Annotated in this window: 13 protein-coding genes; 5 read left to right on the top strand and 8 right to left on the bottom strand. The window is 45.5% G+C overall.

Annotated elements, in window-relative coordinates; genetic code table 11:
• Positions 1–9 precede the first annotated feature (9 nt).
• Positions 10–1,248, bottom strand: coding sequence for a DEAD/DEAH box helicase (locus L5M37_RS09465; RefSeq protein WP_263160779.1), 1,239 nt, complete (start codon positions 1,246–1,248; stop codon positions 10–12).
• 99 nt (positions 1,249–1,347) lie between these two features.
• Positions 1,348–4,056, bottom strand: coding sequence for a bifunctional diguanylate cyclase/phosphodiesterase (locus L5M37_RS09460; protein WP_263200244.1), 2,709 nt, complete (start codon positions 4,054–4,056; stop codon positions 1,348–1,350).
• Between the two features lie 519 nt (positions 4,057–4,575).
• Here L5M37_RS09460 and L5M37_RS09455 point away from each other — a divergent pair.
• A complete protein-coding gene (locus tag L5M37_RS09455) occupies positions 4,576–6,993 on the top strand; it encodes a Lon protease family protein (protein WP_263200243.1) in 2,418 nt (805 codons plus the stop codon).
• Positions 6,994–7,069: 76 nt separating this feature from the next.
• Here L5M37_RS09455 and L5M37_RS09450 read toward each other — a convergent pair whose 3' ends face one another.
• Positions 7,070–8,137: an alkene reductase gene (locus L5M37_RS09450; protein WP_028760775.1), complete on the bottom strand. Its 1,068-nt coding sequence runs from the start codon at positions 8,135–8,137 to the stop codon at positions 7,070–7,072.
• Positions 8,138–8,270: 133 nt separating this feature from the next.
• Between L5M37_RS09450 and L5M37_RS09445 the strand changes: the two genes are divergently transcribed.
• A complete protein-coding gene (locus L5M37_RS09445) occupies positions 8,271–8,852 on the top strand; it encodes a TetR/AcrR family transcriptional regulator (protein WP_219250108.1) in 582 nt (193 codons plus the stop codon).
• A 176-nt stretch (positions 8,853–9,028) separates the two neighbouring features.
• On the opposite strand, the gene L5M37_RS09440 is transcribed toward L5M37_RS09445, so the two are convergent.
• Both L5M37_RS09440 and L5M37_RS09435 read right to left on the bottom strand, forming a co-directional pair.
• Entirely contained in the window at positions 9,029–9,253 is a 225-nt protein-coding gene (locus L5M37_RS09440) for a TIGR02922 family protein (protein ID WP_028760777.1), read from the bottom strand.
• Positions 9,254–9,585: 332 nt separating this feature from the next.
• Complete coding sequence (locus L5M37_RS09435; RefSeq protein ID WP_263146127.1) at positions 9,586–11,154, bottom strand: methyl-accepting chemotaxis protein; 1,569 nt, start codon at positions 11,152–11,154, stop codon at positions 9,586–9,588.
• A 435-nt stretch (positions 11,155–11,589) separates the two neighbouring features.
• Here L5M37_RS09435 and L5M37_RS09430 point away from each other — a divergent pair, with 435 nt between their 5' ends.
• On the top strand, positions 11,590–12,312 hold the full coding sequence (locus tag L5M37_RS09430; RefSeq protein WP_028760779.1) for a YebC/PmpR family DNA-binding transcriptional regulator: 723 nt from the start codon (positions 11,590–11,592) through the stop codon (positions 12,310–12,312).
• A 65-nt stretch (positions 12,313–12,377) separates the two neighbouring features.
• Here the strand turns inward: L5M37_RS09430 and L5M37_RS09425 are convergent, their stop codons facing one another.
• Together L5M37_RS09425 and L5M37_RS09420 are read right to left on the bottom strand one after the other, a co-directional pair.
• Positions 12,378–14,042 carry a carotenoid oxygenase family protein gene (locus tag L5M37_RS09425; protein WP_263200242.1) on the bottom strand — a complete coding sequence of 555 codons (1,665 nt, stop codon included), beginning with the start codon at positions 14,040–14,042 and terminating at the stop codon, positions 12,378–12,380.
• Positions 14,043–14,056: 14 nt separating this feature from the next.
• Entirely contained in the window at positions 14,057–14,563 is a 507-nt protein-coding gene (locus tag L5M37_RS09420; protein ID WP_263200241.1) for a DUF2141 domain-containing protein, read from the bottom strand.
• A gap of 183 nt (positions 14,564–14,746) precedes the next feature.
• On the opposite strand from L5M37_RS09420, the gene L5M37_RS09415 reads away from it, so the two are divergent.
• Both L5M37_RS09415 and L5M37_RS09410 read left to right on the top strand, forming a co-directional pair.
• On the top strand, positions 14,747–15,940 hold the full coding sequence (locus L5M37_RS09415; protein WP_263200239.1) for a sensor histidine kinase: 1,194 nt from the start codon (positions 14,747–14,749) through the stop codon (positions 15,938–15,940).
• A gap of 30 nt (positions 15,941–15,970) precedes the next feature.
• Positions 15,971–16,621, top strand: coding sequence for a response regulator transcription factor (locus tag L5M37_RS09410; RefSeq protein WP_173246072.1), 651 nt, complete (start codon positions 15,971–15,973; stop codon positions 16,619–16,621).
• A 92-nt stretch (positions 16,622–16,713) separates the two neighbouring features.
• On the opposite strand, the gene hpf is transcribed toward L5M37_RS09410, so the two are convergent.
• On the bottom strand, positions 16,714–17,070 hold the full coding sequence (hpf, locus tag L5M37_RS09405; protein ID WP_028760784.1) for a ribosome hibernation-promoting factor, HPF/YfiA family: 357 nt from the start codon (positions 17,068–17,070) through the stop codon (positions 16,714–16,716).
• Between the last annotated feature and the right edge of the window lie 242 nt (positions 17,071–17,312).

Raw genomic sequence — 17,312 nt, 5'->3', positions numbered from 1 at the left:
CCTAAAAACCTACCTTTTCCCCTTTCCACCCAAAGCCCGTTTCTTCGCTCTTTGCTTCTGAGCCGCTTTGCCGTTACGTCTAGGTTCGGTATCCATCTTATTAAAGTCGGGTTCAAAGCCAGGTAACCATTGTTGTGGTAGACGCTTGTCGAGCACAACTTCAACTTCTTCCAATAATAGGGCGTCCTCTTGACTAAAGAGGGTGATGGCAAGCCCTGCACTACCCGCTCGACCTGTGCGACCAATACGATGAATATAATCTTCAGCGATAAAAGGCAGCTCAAAGTTGATCACATATTTAAGCTCGACGATATCTAGGCCTCTGGCGGCGACATCCGTTGCCACTAGCACTTGAATTTTGCCTTGTTTAAATTCCTGCAAAACTTTCTCGCGCGCGCCTTGAGACAAGTCACCGTGAAACGCCTGAGTGATAATATCGGCTTTATTGAGTTGCTGAACCAGTTTATCGACGCCTTGCTTAGTGCGGCTAAAAATCAACACTTGATGCCAGTTTTTACTGCGTACCAGATGGCTGACGAGTTCGGTTTTACGGTCGGCGTCGACGGCATAAACCACTTGTTCAATTTCGGCAGCGGTCGTGTTGCGCTTGGCAACTTCAATCAACTTGGGATCGCGCAGTAAGGTTTTACTTAAGCTGAAGATAGCGGCATCTAAAGTGGCAGAAAATAACAGGGTTTGTCTGTCACTCGGTACTTGCTTGAGCACGGCTTGAATTTCATCCATAAACCCCATGTCGAGCATGCGGTCGGCTTCATCAAAAACAAGCACACTCAATTGCTTAAGATTTAATGCACCTTGCCTAAGGTGGTCAAGTAAGCGACCCGGTGTTGCGATTAACACATCAATCCCTGCATTAAACACAGCGACCTGCGCATCGATACTCACGCCGCCGTAGGCGATACCGATACGAATATCAGTCCCTTTAGCGTACTTAACAAAACTCTGCTGTACCTGCACCGCCAGTTCACGTGTCGGCACTAAGACTAATCCACGTACGGGTCTCACAGCCGTTAACTCTTGCGAAGGGCTGAGTGTCATCAAATGATGCAAGATAGGCAAGGCGAACGCAGCGGTTTTGCCTGTACCCGTTTGGGCGCCAGCCATCACATCCCGTTTAGCTAAGATGGCAGGGATCGCTTCTAACTGGATAGGCGTTGGCGATTCATAGCCAAGAGCCGCTAAGGTATTCACTAACGTGGAGTTTAAGGATAAGGCACTAAAAGACATTGCGGTTAACCACTGAAAATAATGGCTAGAATTTTAGCAGACACAAACCCAAGCGACTAGCGGCATAGCGCTAGTCCTATTGTTATATGCAAACTTGTTTTACGATAAAAATGCGTCGAGATCTGCAGCTAGTTGCGGACGACTAAAAAGGTAACCTTGGGCTTGATCGCACTGGTTTTGTTGTAGGAAATCAGCTTGCTCTTTAGTTTCAACCCCTTCGGCGATAATTTCCAGCTTCAACGCATGTCCAAGCGCAATCACAGCCTTAGCAATCGCGGTATTGTTAGTATCGAAGGGAATATCCCGCACGAAGGATTGGTCAATCTTCAGTTTATGGATGGGCAGTTTTTTCAAATAATTCAGCGATGAATAACCAGTGCCAAAGTCATCGACCGATAATTCGATGCCCAAATCGCCAAGTCGCTTTAAGTCACGGATTGCAAGATCGGGATTTTGCATCATCACACTTTCGGTCACTTCAAGCTCTAAGTGTTTGGCGGGCAAGCCCGTTTCAGCTAAGACACGTTTTACATCATCCACAAAGGAGCTGCGCTGTAACTGCTGTCCGGCTACGTTCACTGCAATGCGGCCAAAGTGTTTGCCTTCACTAAGCCAACGCATGCCCTGACGACAGGCGGTTTCTAACACCCATAAACCTATCTCATGGATAAGACCAATTTTTTCCGCTACGGGTATAAATACCGCGGGCGAAATTAAACCCAGTTGAGGATCGTGCCAACGCAACAGCGCTTCAAATCCCACGGTTTTTCGAGTCACTAAGTCGAGTTTTGGCTGGTACATCAAGTACAAGGCATTTTGCTCAATCGCACCATAGAGGGCACTTTGCAGCTTAAGATGTTCAAAAGATTGCTGCGTTAAGGACTCAGTATAAAAAGCGTAATTATTGCGGCCATCATTTTTGGCGCGATACATAGCCGCATCGGCGTTACGCAGTAAAGTGTCAGCATCGGCTCCATCACTTGGATACAAGGAAACACCCATGCTCGCGGTCAAACGCAAGTGGTCGCCTGTGCTCACAATAAAAGGTTGCTCAAACACTTGGCGCAATTGATTTATGGCAACTGCGGCATCTGCACTATTGTCGATCCCTGAAATCAATGCCACAAACTCATCGCCACCAATCCGTGATAACACATCCTGATCGCCTACTTGGCTGCGTAAACGCTTGGCAAGCTCGACCAACATTTCATCGCCTATACTGTGGCCAAAACTGTCGTTGATATGCTTGAACAGATCGACATCAATCATCACAGTCGCTAATTGCAAATTCAGCCGCTTAGCTTGTCGCACTTCTTGCTTAAGCTGCATCATAAACTTCATGCGATTGGGCAAATGCGTTAGCGGGTCAAAATACGCTAAGTGCGTGAGTTGCGCTTCATTCTCTTTCTGGGCTGAAATATCGGCAAATACAGCGACAAAATAACGCACATCTCCAACGTCATCATAAATAGTGCTTATGGTGATATTTTGCGGAAAAATAGTGCCGTTTTTACGCCGATTCCAAATTTCGCCATTCCATTTACCTTGAGTAAGCAAGGCATTCCAGAGTTTATCGAAAAAATCTTTATCATGCCGACCCGAACTAAAAATCCGAGGATTCTGGCCGAGTAACTCTTCCCTCACATAACCTGTGATCTCAAAAAATGCACCGTTAACGTCGGTAATATTGCCATGCCGGTCGGTCACAACCACACCTTCAACCGAGTTTTTAAACACATTGGTCGCCAGTGTCAGTTGTTCTTCAACTGCTTTATGCTTGGAAATGTTGCGAGTCATACCGATAACGCCCACTAGCTCACCCTGGGCATTGAGTGTTGGGAGTTTTAGCGTTTCTAGCCAAAGATGATTTTTAGCTTCACTGCCATCTAAACACTCAGCGACAATGATAGGCGTACCTGACTCGATAGCGAGCTTATCACCCTCTAGAAAAATCTCTGCAATATCAGCACCAAAGAGTTCAACATCGGATTTACCAACAATCTCACTGCGGGGCATTTCCCACGCATTCTCAACACTACGATTGCAAAGAGTGTAAATGCCAGCGGCATTTTTCATCCAAATATGTTCGTCAAAACTATCGATAAAAGTTTGTAAATCGACCGTTTCGACACGACTCGGTGAACCTCGGCTTAATGTTTCAGCCGCATTATGTTGGCTCAATATCTCGCCTAACTGGTGTTGAATGCTATCGCTGATAAGCTTAGCGAGTTGTAGTGTTTTTGAATCTACACCTTGAGCTTCGTTGTGATAGAAGCATAAAAAACCAAAATTAGCCCCAGATGGCCAAGCGAGAGACAAACAAATCACGCTGCCGATTGCGCTACAAGTGTGCCAATCTGAGGGCTGCCGAGTATCCATAATTAACAGAGGCTCACGTACCTGCTCAGTTAGCTGTGATACAGATAATGCAGCCGTGATTTGATGACTGCCTAATCGCGGCAATGCTGAAATCGGCTCACTCAGGCTGGACAACTTAGCATTGCTTAGAGGGGAAATAGTAGGTTTATCAATAATATCAAAGGGATTGGAAACGATTTCTGATGGTGTGAGCATTGAGGGCATCACAACGGACTGGCTTATCGCAGGCTGGGGGTTGCCACTTAGGTGGCTAAGTATTGCCTGTATTTCACTTTCAGCCGCAGAGTCTGAACTTAACATGCAGCTAAGTTCACCCGCAGCATTCCATGCTAATAACATTGCTTTACTGCTTGATATCTCAGCGACTAAATTTAAGTCACTCAACCAGTTATCCAGCTGTTGCTGCGTAATAGGTACATCTATCATCATCTTGCCAACTCAGATCTCGTTACTGCTCAATCGGCCTACAGCGAGAATACCGTAAGACCTTAAACACATGCCCAATATTGCTACAGAGGGAAAACGTTAACCAAGCAGTAAAATCTCATAAAATTTTACGTTTAACATCAAATCAATACATCTCAATTGGCACTAAGGTTGGATCTAAAACTTACTCCATCATATCCACCTTTTAGGGTGGTAGAGGTCAAACCATCAAAATTCACACTAACTTACTCACACTCAGCAGACTGCTTGCACGGGTAAATCCAACTAACATTGCATTTGCTACTTTAGCACAAAATTTTAGTGTCAGTATCGCGATAAGTTTATTGAGTAACAATTAGTTAGACTTAATCAATTAAGTCTTCCCCCGATAATTCAGCACTTTCTTAGCGAGAGAAAACCATCCCTAAAGACATATATCAGCAATAACAGAGTTTTGATTGACAAAAATGCTATCTTATTGTCTACAATGGAAATAATAAGGCTGAAAAACCAAGGATATTTATGCCCACTGACGTCGTATCAAGCCAAGCTACCCTGCTCAACAGTAAACAATTATATCGCATTTGCGAACTCGACCAATTAAGCACAGATTGCCAATCGACAGCAGAACTCACACCTCTCAATGATATTGTCGGCCAAGAACGCGCCCAGCAAGCGGTAGAGTTTGCAATGGGAATTAAAGAAAAGGGTTACAACATCTACGCCATAGGTCAGAACGGTCTCGGCAAACGGACCATGATGCTGCGTTACCTAAGCCGTCACGAGCCAAACGACCATACCCTGTACGATTGGTGCTATGTGGTTAATTTCGACGATACCCGTTGCCCTAAAGTGCTGAAACTGAGCGCAGGGACTGGGCTTGAATTTAAAAAAGCCGTCGAAAAGTTGATGCTTAAACTTGTCAAAGCTATGCCTTTAGCCTTTGATAATGAAATGTATTATGCCCGGACTGAAAAGCTCAAAAGCCAATTATCACAGAAGCAAGAAGTCGCACTCACAGAATTAACCGAAGAAGCGAAACAGAAAGGCATCAGCCTCAGTTTAACCATGCAGGGCGACTATCAAATGGTAGCGCTCAATGGTGAAGAACCCCATGACGAAGCTTCATTCGAAGCATTGACAGAGACTGAACGTAGTCAATTTGAAAGTAATATCAATGGGCTAGAGGTTAAACTACGGGGTATTATTCGCCAAATCACTGAATGGGAAGAAGAATTCAGCGACAAGCAGCAAGAGCATGACGAACAAGTCGCCAAAGAAGTATTAATCCATTTTATTAAGCCACTCAAAGATAAGTTCAAGCACCAGCCCGAAGCACGGACTTTCTTAACCGGTATGCAGGCGGATATCTTAGACAATTTAGATATCTTTTTAGAAGAAAGTGAAGAACAACTGGGCCTAGCCTACGCTTCCCTTGAAAAGAAAATGCCCCGCCGCTACCAAGTTAACGTTTTGGTCGCTCAAGGGACTCAAAAATTCCCTATTGTCGTAGAAGAAAGCCCAAGTTATCACAGCCTATTTGGTTATGTGGAAAACGCTACCTTCAGGGGGACAGTGTTCACCGACTTCTCACTTATCCGCTCTGGCAGTCTGCACAAAGCTAACGGCGGCGTGTTATTGATGGATGCGGTAAAAGTGTTAGAACGCCCTTACGTGTGGGACGGGTTAAAACGCGCCCTGCGTTCACGCAAACTCGATTTAAGTTCACTCGAGCGTGAAGTGTCACTGTCGGGCACGATTTCATTGGCGCCTGAGCCTATCCCCTTAGATGTGAAAATTATTCTGTTTGGCGATCACGAAACTTATCAGCTGTTACAGCACTATGATCCTGACTTCAGTGAGTTATTCCGCGTTACCGCCGATTTTGAAGATGTGATGGACAGAACCTCAACTTCTGAGGCGCACTATGCCCGCTTTATTTCGAGCATAGTTCACGACAACAACATGCTGCACTGCGACCGCGCCGCCATAGCGCGCATCATTGAATACAGCTCGCGGGAAGCCGAAGACCAACAAAAACTGTCGCTACACTCGGCCAATATTGCCAACCTACTGCGGGAATCAAACTACTGCGCTAAATCGGCAGGCAGTCAGCAAATTTTAGTACCGCACGTTGAGCAAGCACTGCGAAATCAAGAGCAAAGAGTCTCGCGTCTTCACGATAACATAATGCAAAGCTTTACCAACGGCACGACCTTGATTAGCACTCAGGGCAAAGTGGTTGGGCAAATCAATGCCTTATCCGTCATCTCGACCTCAGATCATCAGTTTGGTATGCCCAATCGCATCACAGCAACCACAGCGTTTGGTAAGGGTGAAGTGATGGATATCGAGCACAGAGTCAAACTTGGAGGCCGGATCCATTCTAAGGGCGTGTTGATCTTAACCGCTTATTTAGCCTCAGTTTTAGGTAAGACGGCGCAAATCCCGCTCACCACTTACCTCACCTTCGAACAATCATACAGCGGTGTGGACGGTGACAGCGCATCGATGGCCGAATGCTGCGCTATTATCTCGGCTATTAGCGAGCAAGCAATTAGGCAAGATATTGCCATCACAGGTTCGATGAACCAATTTGGTGAGGCTCAGCCCATTGGCGGTGTGAATGAAAAAATTGAAGGCTTCTTCGATGTCTGCAAAATAAAAGGCCGTACGCCGGAGCAAGGGGTGATTATTCCGGCCTCGAACATGGCCAACCTTATGCTGCGCAAAGACATTGTCGATGCAATGGCACAGGGAGAATTCCATATTTGGGCTATTACCCATGTGACTCAAGCAATGGAGTTACTGCTCGGTAAAACCGCAGGAAGTTTGCCGCAAACGGCCACACCTAGCCAAGGGCAATATTCTCCCGAGAGCATTTTTGGCATAGCTCAGCAAAAGCTCACCGCGCTCAGATCCTTAGTTAAAACGGATTAAATAAAAGGCACGAGACAAAATAAACAAAAAGGGTTAGCCAATGCTAACCCTCTCTTTATAAAGCTATTAAGCGAAATTACACTAAGCTTGTAAGCATTTCATCGCTGTAAGGAACAAGTTCAACGCCATCACGCACGCGAGCAACATAGTCAGGGTTAGCAATGAATGGGCGACCAATAGCAATCAAATCAAACTTATTCGCCGCAATCGCTTCACTGGCGGTTTCAGCGCTGTAGCTTCCAACACCCACTAAGGTTTTGCCATAGTGTGCGCGCACATAGCTTGAAGCTCTGCCACCAAGATAGTCGAATTCCATGCTGTCATCGAAAATCCCAATATGCACAAAAGCGATATCGCGGGATTCCAGCTCAGGCAAGAAGTAATCGAACACTTCACGGTCACGACTATCTGCCGCCATATTGAAATAAGCCCCTGGAGAAATCCGTAAACCGGTTCTGTCTTTGCCGATACGAGCCACAACAGCATCGACAACCTCAAGCGCAAAACGGGACATATTGGCAGGTGTTCCACCGTATTCATCGGTGCGGCGATTGCTGTCATGGTGTAAGAAGGTATCAATCAAATAACCATTTGCACCATGGATTTCGACGCCATCAAACCCAGCTTCAATGGCATTTTCCGCCGCTTTGGCGTAATCACGCACTAGGCCTTGAATATCCTCAAGTGTGGCAGGTTTTGGCGTGACATATGTCAGTTCGCGCATTCTTGGCACGCTGCCTTCAATCTTCTGTGCTGATGCCGCAAGCACATCACCACCACCGAAAAAGTGTGGATGAGCAACACGGCCCGTATGCCATAACTGCACAAAAATCTTACCGCCATTGGCATGTACAGCATCGGTCACTTTACGCCAGCCAGCAATTTGCGCTTGAGTAAAAATACCAGGGGTATTTGGATAACCTTGAGCATCGGGACGAATAATCGTCGCCTCTGTGATGATCAAACCCGCTTCGGCGCGGCGTGCATAATAGGCGACCATATCATCGGTCGGCACTAAATCGGCATCCGCCATACAACGGGTTAAAGGTGCCATTAAAATACGATTATTTAAGGTAATAGTGTCATTAAGTGAGTAGGTATCGAACAGATTTACCAATGAATTTGGCGTGGTTTGTGTGGTCATTTTCTCAGTTCCATTCTTGAATATGCATTCAAGATATTATTATTTGAACGATCATTCAAGTTCATTTTTGAATGTTTGTTCAAATTTAGGTAGAATCTGGCCTAAGCGTTTCTATACAAGTGAATGAAATTCGATGCGTAATGCAGAGTTCGACCGAGAACAGGTACTTCGCGGCGCTATGGCCGCCTTCATGCACAAGGGTTACACCAAAACGAGCATGCAAGATCTTACTCAAGCCACGGGATTACATCCGGGGTCGATTTACTGTGCCTTCACCAATAAACGCGGGTTATTAATCGCGGCCATTGAGCAATATCAACTCGACAGAAACGAACAATTCAACAATCTATTCGGCAATGGCGAGAATGTGCTGACTAATTTGAAAACCTACTTAGACCATCTCGTTATTGAATGTCTGAGTTGCGATAGCGCCCAAGCTTGCTTACTGACAAAAGCGTTAAATGAAATTGCAGAGCAAGATGTTGAGATCCGGGACATCATCAATCAGTATCTACAATCTTGGCAGCAAGCACTCACACTACAATTTGCCACCGCGACGTTACAAGGACTCCTCCAAGGCGATCGCAGCAGCGAGCAAAGAGCCCAATATTTAATGATGGGAATTTATGGTTTAAGAACCTTCGCCCACACCCATCCTAATGCCGAAACCTTACAGTACCTTGCAGACCAATTATTGGCAGAAGTCTGCCATTAAAGTGCGTTAATTTGTGGGACAGCAAATATCTGAATGACTAACCGAATATGATTAGGCGAACAAGCGCTAACATTAATAGAAATAGATGGATTGAATAGAATTTTTGCAGAAGATGTCGGGACGATAATTTAGCAAAGCGAATTATTCGTCCCAAGAATGACGATTAGTTTAAAATGTTAACCTATATTAGCTTGAGCAAACACTCGCTCGCCTAATGAATTCAATATCTTACACTCACCTTCAAGTACAGCAATGATAGATTTTCCCTTGCGGAAACTTGCAGGTATCATCACACGCCCAGCTTCACTCACTGGCAAATTACCTAATACGGCGTTGTGCATAATTAACCCTACGGGCGCATCATAATATAAAACAGTTACAGTCGCTTGATTTGCTTGCATCACATTTAACTCACATTAAGCAGCATCTACTGCGTTATATTTACGTCGCAAGAGAGCTCCCTGTCCTCAACATTTTAAAATATCCAGAAAGACATTTTAAACATTTTAAATCAATTACTTAAGGTCTTATTCAAATTTTATGATTTTTTATTGGATACAATACTGTCTTATACTGTACACCTTGGGCTATTTAAGCACTTCGGCAAAAAGATGCCAATCTATTTCTATTATGTTAATCAATTACCCACTATCGATCACATATAAGACACAAATAAAGATGCGTTTTTATGCATTTTTTAGAGTAAATAACCTAAATTTGAGTTATCAGTAATCTACTTAGCTTTAAATCCCACTCGAAATCCGCCCCAATGTTTACCGTTTACAAAAATGGGCACCGACAAGTCGTGCATCACTTCGCCCGTATCGCGTTTATAAGTTTGCAATAGCACAGGTTCAGTATGGGCGCCGCAACGGATCCCTGTCGGATCATTAAATAAGCGTTTGGTTCGGTTGTGCACCATATCAACCTCAACTTTGCCTGTCAGCGCTTGGCTAAAGCGTTTATTATGGGTCGGAAAATAACCTTTCCTATCAACGGCTCCCGCATAAATAATTTCGCTGTGTTTTGCCAGAATGGGCTCTTGAATTGTTGGAAAATGCTGATCGGTATAACGATCGAAAGCCGTGCTGTATTTCTGCGGCTGAGTATTGGTAATAGGTTGGTATTTAGGATTAAACAAATCAGCCTCGCTAAAACTGCCACTGGCTAAACCTTGTGCTAACTTGTCACCGCAAGCTTTAGCGGCAACATTCGCCAATTGCAGAACCTGCTGATCGAAGGTTTGTGTATCCCATTTAGACAGCGCTTTAAAAATACCCTCAGTGGTCAAGGATAAAGTAAAGGCCTGCTCGGATACGCTATGACTCTGTTTACCCGTCGAATTTAACGAGTCACGTATTTGAGTCACCGAGCGGCTAATGTCGTTAGTAGTGTTGTTATATTGTTTGAGTGAATCTTCCATATCACCTAAGGCATGGGCCGATTGGGTCACAGAAGCCGAAATCTCAGTGAAGTGCGCGTCTAACTCGCCCATAGCCGCGACCACATCGGCGGTTTGCGTTACGACCCTTTCCATCAGCCCAGAAGTTTTATCCGTTTCACTGCGGATTTCTAATAGCATTTTGCCAATATCTTGGGTTGCACCCGCGGTTTTACCCGCAAGGCTGCGTACTTCGTCTGCCACTACCGCAAAACCTCGACCCTGCTCTCCCGCACGAGCCGCTTCGATGGCCGCATTTAACGCCAACAGATTAGTTTGCTCGGCAACGGAGTTAATCACTTCGGTAATTTTTTGGATTTCTTCGGCTCTTGATTTAAGCGCCTGCACTTGCTCAGCGGCAGTATCAATATCCGTACTCAGTGAACGAATAGCCGCAACACCTTTCTGAGCTTGACTTCGTCCCTGCACGCTAACGCGCTCAGCCTCTTGAGCTTGGCCTAAAATATCGGCGGCATTATCACCAAGTTGGGCCGTAGTGTGGCTCAATTGCCCTGCAGCAACCGCAATGGCACTGGCATGCTCGCCATTTGATTCAATTGATTTATTCAATAAATCAATAAAATGCGACACCTCAGCCGAACCGATAGCAATTTTGCTGGTTTGCACACTAATGTCGTGGGCGGGAATGCTTTGCTCTTGTAATGCCTTAATGTTTGCCTCATCGGTGTCGAGCTTAGCCTTAGATGCGCGCAAACACACCCACACCACTAAGCCACAGGCAAGAACGCCCAAGATCAACGCCTGCACAATACTCGGAAGATGCAGTCCCTCAAGTAATAAACTCCCTAGAGTGACCAGTATGAAACTGATGAAAATTAAAATTTTGTGCTGTATTTCCATATACTTCCCGTAACTGCGCAAGGTAAAAATGAAAGGGAAATGCTAAGAGTCGAATCATTAGCCTTCGTTCAGTTGGTATCAATTACAGCGGCTATTGCTTACAACTGACGAGGGAGGGCTAACTATGATAGCGCTCAAGATTTATAGTTTTAGTCTATTTCTCTGAATAAGCTAGATAATTTATCTCGCTAAATAAACAAAGTAGAAGTTAGCTATCATCAACAGTCTCACGAGCGTATGGCATTAGACATTAGTATTAATCTATCGCGATATAGTCCTAGCCTATCTAAAAGCGGATCTTCCTTGATAAAACCAACTTTGCCCTGAAATGCGTGCCCCGTCGCCTTCTAGGTAATAAATCACATAGGGACGACTGCACTTATGCCAAGAAAACTGCTAATATCGGCGCAATTTTTTTGAGCTAACGAGATCAAGATGGGCAGAGCATATCAAAACAAGAAAGAATCCATGGCGAAAACAGCCGGTCAAAAAACCCGCATTTATTCACGCTACGGTAAAGAGATTTACGTTGTCGCTAAGCAAGGCGGCGTTGAGCCCGATGGAAACTTATCACTGCGTCGCTTAATTGAACGCGCTAAGAAAGACCAAGTGCCTGCGCATGTTATTGAACGCGCAATTGAAAAAGCCAAAGGCGGCGGTGGTGAAGATTACGATACCGCCCGTTACGAAGGTTTTGGTCCTGGCAACTGCATGGTCATTGTTGACTGCTTAACCGATAACGTAAAACGTACCTTCACCGAAGTGCGTCAAGCCTTCGTGAAAAACGATGCCAAACTCGGCGGCCCTGGTACAGTTGGCCACATGTTTGATCATCAAGCCGTGTTCGTGTTTGCGGGTGATGACGAAGATGCGATTTTAGAACTGCTGATGATGGCTGACGTTGATGTAAGCGATGTTGAGCTGGAAGATGGCTTAATCACAGTTTACGCGCCGCACACTGAGTACTTTAAAGTCAAAACAGCGCTGACCGAAGCGATGCCAGAGGTTAACTTTGAATTTGACAATATCACCTTCGTACCGCAGGACATGACTAAAGTTGAAGGTGAAGATGTCGTTATGTTTGAAAAGTTTATTGCCGCACTTGAAGATTGTGACGACGTACAAAACGTCTATCACAATGCGGAAATTGATGACTAAACGTTTCTTTCGCCTGAAACAAAAACGCAGCTAAGAGCTGCGTTTTTTATTTATAGATCAAAATATTAAGCTTCAATAAAGCAGCCATGAAACCCTAGTGGCAATACCCTGTTCATTTGAGCCGAAGCTATGGGGCCCGCACTGATATCACTGGCACGAAACAAAGACAAACCAGACTGTGCATTATGGTAATCGAGCCAAGTCATCAGTAAATAGGCTTCGTGCTGCTCAGTGGCGGGGATATAGAGCGGCTCTTCGGCAATCTTGCCTTTGCCAAGATAAAACGCGCTATAGCTCGCGTCGCCAAGTGTATCCGCACTGTGCTTGCTGCTGTCTTTTGCATTATGAATACAATACAGAGTGTTACTTAGCCCTGATTCAGAGTCAGATTCTGCTTCATATTTAAAGTTAGAGCTGGAGCCAGAGTTAACAGCTGAATCTGATCTTGCTCCAACGCCAAATAACAGAACAAACTCCGAAGCCCCACCTGTTTTCTCTGCAAACGCTTTTTCACCGCTAGTTTGTTTCTTACTCATAATGTGCTGCGAAAACTGGGGGAACTCCATCATCACGCCGCTGCGCTTAATACGTGCAGAGAAAGACAAGGTCTCCGCAAACTGCGCTTTGCTAGCTGCTGTAAATGCTACTGTGAGCGGTACTGTGATCGTCACTAACTCTGCATGAGGTGTCTTAGTTTTACGCTCCCCCGTCAGTAACCCCTTCATCCCTTGGGTTAAAATAGCTGAATTGGGATAGAGGCAAAGCTGCACAGAAAGTTCGTCATTCTTCTCAATGGCTTGACCAAAGTGAAACACAAATCCCGCAGGCAGCGGGTGTAACTGGCGCGCTTTAAAGTCGGCTTTGTCGATAACCAGTAATTGCGATGGCAATTCGGGGCGCCATTTAAAAGCATCAATATAAGTTTCGCCCTCTTCATACACGCAGGATGAAATGTAAAACACCAGCTTATTCTCACTCTGCGCGAAGGCATGTAAGTAACTCGCCTGTGGTAATTCAATCACTTCCATTCTGGCTATGCTGTCATCGGGCGCCACTTGATACACAAGTAATTGCTTCTCACCGCCGACATACCAGACGCCAAAATTCCATAGTCCACCTTGTCCGTCATCGAGTGGGTGAGCAGAAAAGGGCAAGCCCTTAAATTTGTCACCAAAGCTTTTCACGCCAAGCGTGGTTAAGGTCTGAGCATCAAGTCGATAGGGTGAACCCGCCTCCCATAAAGCGAGCAACTCGCCGTGGCGCGGCAATAAACTAGTATTGGCCACATTCAAATCGTCGTTATTTCGAATAGGTAAAGCATTGGGGATCACTGTGCCTGCAGTCGTGTACTTAAACGCGCCAGCGGCCTCTTCCACTTTAAACTTCTTTGTTTGGATAAACTTAGCCTGATGCTGAATTTGCCTATTGCTCACACTAAACTGCTGCACCATGCCATCGCCATCGAACCAATGCTGATATGCCTTACCTGCCCGAGACATTTTCGCTGGCCCATTACGATATAGATTCCCACTCAACTGCGCTGGCCACTCGCCCGAAACCTGCATAGTGAGTGGCGGATAGTCGCCTTGCGCCCCGTTAAAACCTATGGCCCATGGCTCACGTGCGACCGTTTGTGCGCTATCCAGCACCAATAATTTATCAACCGAACTTGCCCAAACAGCACTCGTCATGAGGGCGGTAGAGCCTGCTAAAAATTGACGTCTATCCATGGTGCAGCCCTCCCTTAGCGAATATGTATAGTGATTTGAGTATCGGCCTGCAAACTAATGCTGGCGTCTTTAAAGCTCGCAGGCCCAAAGCTGCCGGCGTTATTGCTAAAGCCATAGCCTTCACTCGGCACTCCTAACATATTGGTATCTAAGCTGTGATTACCGTTTTCATCGTGAAAGACCTTGACCGCATATTGGCCATATACGAGTTCGCTAAATACCAGCCTATGCTCTGTCTTAGTGACGGGCTTTATCATAGATGCGCTAGGATTGTGGCCTGCGGCGTAATCCTCGGCATTGGCGTAAAGCTCAACCATTAAGGCGCCCGTTTGTACTTGAATATTATCGATATTGACAGTCAGGGTATGTGTCTGGCTGCCTGTGGACATGGAGCCTGCCGACATACTTCCTGCAGACAAGAGTAAGCAAGCTAAGCCTGCGCCCCAAATCGCCGATAACGTCCTTTTCGTCTTATTAGCTTGGCGAACCTGTGTTGTCATAGCCGAGTTCACGTGTTTCATGTCTTACTCCTGTTATTTGCGCTGATAAGTGACTGCGATGGAGTTAGCTTAAAAAATCACAGGACGAAAAACAGGTGCCAAAAGTCATGAAACAAAAATTTAACAAGATGACTTTTGGCATAGTGACATCTGGCGCTGATACCTTAGAATGGTCGGCAGAATTGGATTAAGGAATCGTCATTCGTGCTAGAAAATCGATTAGCAAAAGAAGAGAACATGTTAATTGCCGCAGGAGTGCTCACTTGTGCATTAGTGGCTTGGGTTGGGATAAATCAAGCCGCATTACATACATGGCAAGGCATGCTCAATGCAACGCTTTATGGGTTGTATTTAGTGCAATTTATACTGATAGCTACCGATAAAGTTGCGCATAATAATATTCAACTTCGCCGCATAACCACGCTAGCGATGCCGTTGATCGTGTTGAGCTTAATGCTCACAGCAAACAACGCATTACTGCCTATCCTCTTCGTCATTTGGGCGTCACTGTTGCCTGAGTTTTTCAATCGCCGCCAAGCTATTTCACAGCTGCTGCTAGCCAACCTTGTTTATTACGCGCTGCTGAAATGGCAATTGCATGAACAAAGCAATGTGTTCAATATTTTGATTTATCTTGGCTTTCAACTCTTTGCCTACAGCAGTAGCCAAGCAAGGCTTTCTGAACGTAAATCACGTTTGATACAAGAACAGCTAAACCAACAGCTTATTGCCACTCGCGCCCTACTGAGCCAAGCCAGCGAACAGCAAGAAAGATTAAGGATATCACGCGATTTGCACGACATTCTCGGCCACCAACTCACAGCGCTTTCCCTGCAATTGGAAGTACTAAGCCATACCGCGCCCGAGGAGCTCAAACCTCAAGTTAACCAAAGTAAATCCTTAGCTAAAGAGCTACTTGAAAGTATTCGCGCCGTCGTCAGGGCTCAAAGAGTGCAAATGGGATTGGATTTAGTCCCACCTTTAGAGGCACTGATGACCCGCTTACCCAGCGTGACTCTTAACTGCAAAGGGATGAAGCCACTGCAATCAGCCGAACTGACTCAGGCACTACTGTTAGTGCTGCAAGAAGGCATCAGCAACGCCGTACGTCACGGCAAGGCGAATCAACTGCAACTGAGCATGCAAGACTCCCAAAGCGCGCTGGTATTGCAACTAAGCGACAACGGCGTTGGGCTAACACGGGGAGCCGCGCGAAACGCATCAGCTAAAAGCGGTACAAGGCTAAACGGTACAGTGCAGTTCGGCACTGGACAGTTCGGTACAGGGCTCGGCGGCATGCAGGAAAGGCTACAACCCTTTAATGGCAGATTGGAGTTAAGGGCAAATGACTCGGCGTCCGGCTGCCAACTCACCCTCACACTCCCTGCACTCGCTTAACTTTTTATAAAAAAAATCTTTGGAATAGCTATGGATATGCAAAACAACATCATCAGTGTCGGTTTAGTGGAAGATCAGCAATTGGTTCGCCAAGGGATCGCTAGCCTGCTCGCTATTTCCGACAACATTCGCGTGTTATGGCAAGCCGAAGACGGTCAAGATGCACTCAAAAAGCTTGCCAGCAATCCCGTCGATGTGCTGCTCAGTGATATCCGTATGCCAAATCTTGATGGTATCGCTATGCTCAAACAGATACGGCAAAGTGCCAATCGCTTACCTGTCATCATGTTAACCACCTTCGATGACAGTGAGTTATTCCTCAATAGTTTGCAGGCGGGAGCCAACGGCTTTTTGCTCAAGGACGTGTCACTCGACAAGTTACTGCACGCCATCGAAACCGTCGCCAAAGGCGGCTACTTGATAGAGCCTTCGGTACTCAAACAGATGAGTGAGCCTAAACCTGCACCTAGCGTTGGGGTAACTAGAAATGAATTATTGTCGGAACGGGAGCGGGAAATTCTCAGTTTTATGGCGGGCGGCTTCTCCAACAAGGAAATCGCCAATGCGGTATTTTTAGCCGAGGGCACAGTGAAGAATCATGTCTCTAACATACTCACTAAACTCGATTGCCGAGACCGTACCCAAGCTGTGCTCAAGGGATTGCAACTGGCATTGATCTAACCTAATAGCATTCTGCAAAAGCAAATTGCCAACAAAAAGGGCCATTTAAGGCCCTTTTGTGCTCATCTAAAGCGATGAGTTATGACTAAAACCTAACGAAGATCCATCTCTTGGATAATTTCATGGGCAATAGCTGGCGTTGTACAGCTCGGGGTTTCATGCAAATCCGCTTTTAGCTGACCTTTACGGTGCTTAAGTGCTGCATCTAATTTTTTCGATGCGGCTTTGATTGCTGGGTACATAACCTCATCGGTACCTGAAGCAGAAATACGGCTTCCTTCATAATTCGTACGAAGCTCAACCTGATACTCGCCATGCTCTTTCGCAATAATAATGTCCAGTGCGATCAGAGAGGGGAAATGGGTGGCGATTTTTGCAAATTTTTCGTTAACATCTTCTCTAATAGAATCAGTAACATCGACGTGGTGACCAGAAATATTTATTTTCATAGGTTGTCCCTTTTAGTGTCATTACTTTTATTTTTGCTTCACTAATAGAGCTTGGGGCATGCAGGATAAAACACAAGGGTTATTGGCAAATATTTCGGTCAACTCAGGTATTAGCATCTCCTAAATGTGACCCCCATCAAGAAGTCAAAAATAAAACAGCGAGAAAAACATGATTAAGTGATTGATTTATAAACAGGCATTAATAATAAATCAATCACAAAATACAATACGACATAAGGTAA

Source organism: Shewanella sp. SM69 (assembly GCF_025653985.1).
Taxonomy (GTDB): domain Bacteria; phylum Pseudomonadota; class Gammaproteobacteria; order Enterobacterales; family Shewanellaceae; genus Shewanella; species Shewanella oncorhynchi.
The sequence above is the reverse complement of the archived record's forward strand: the minus strand, read 5'-3'. Positions and strand labels throughout refer to the sequence as shown.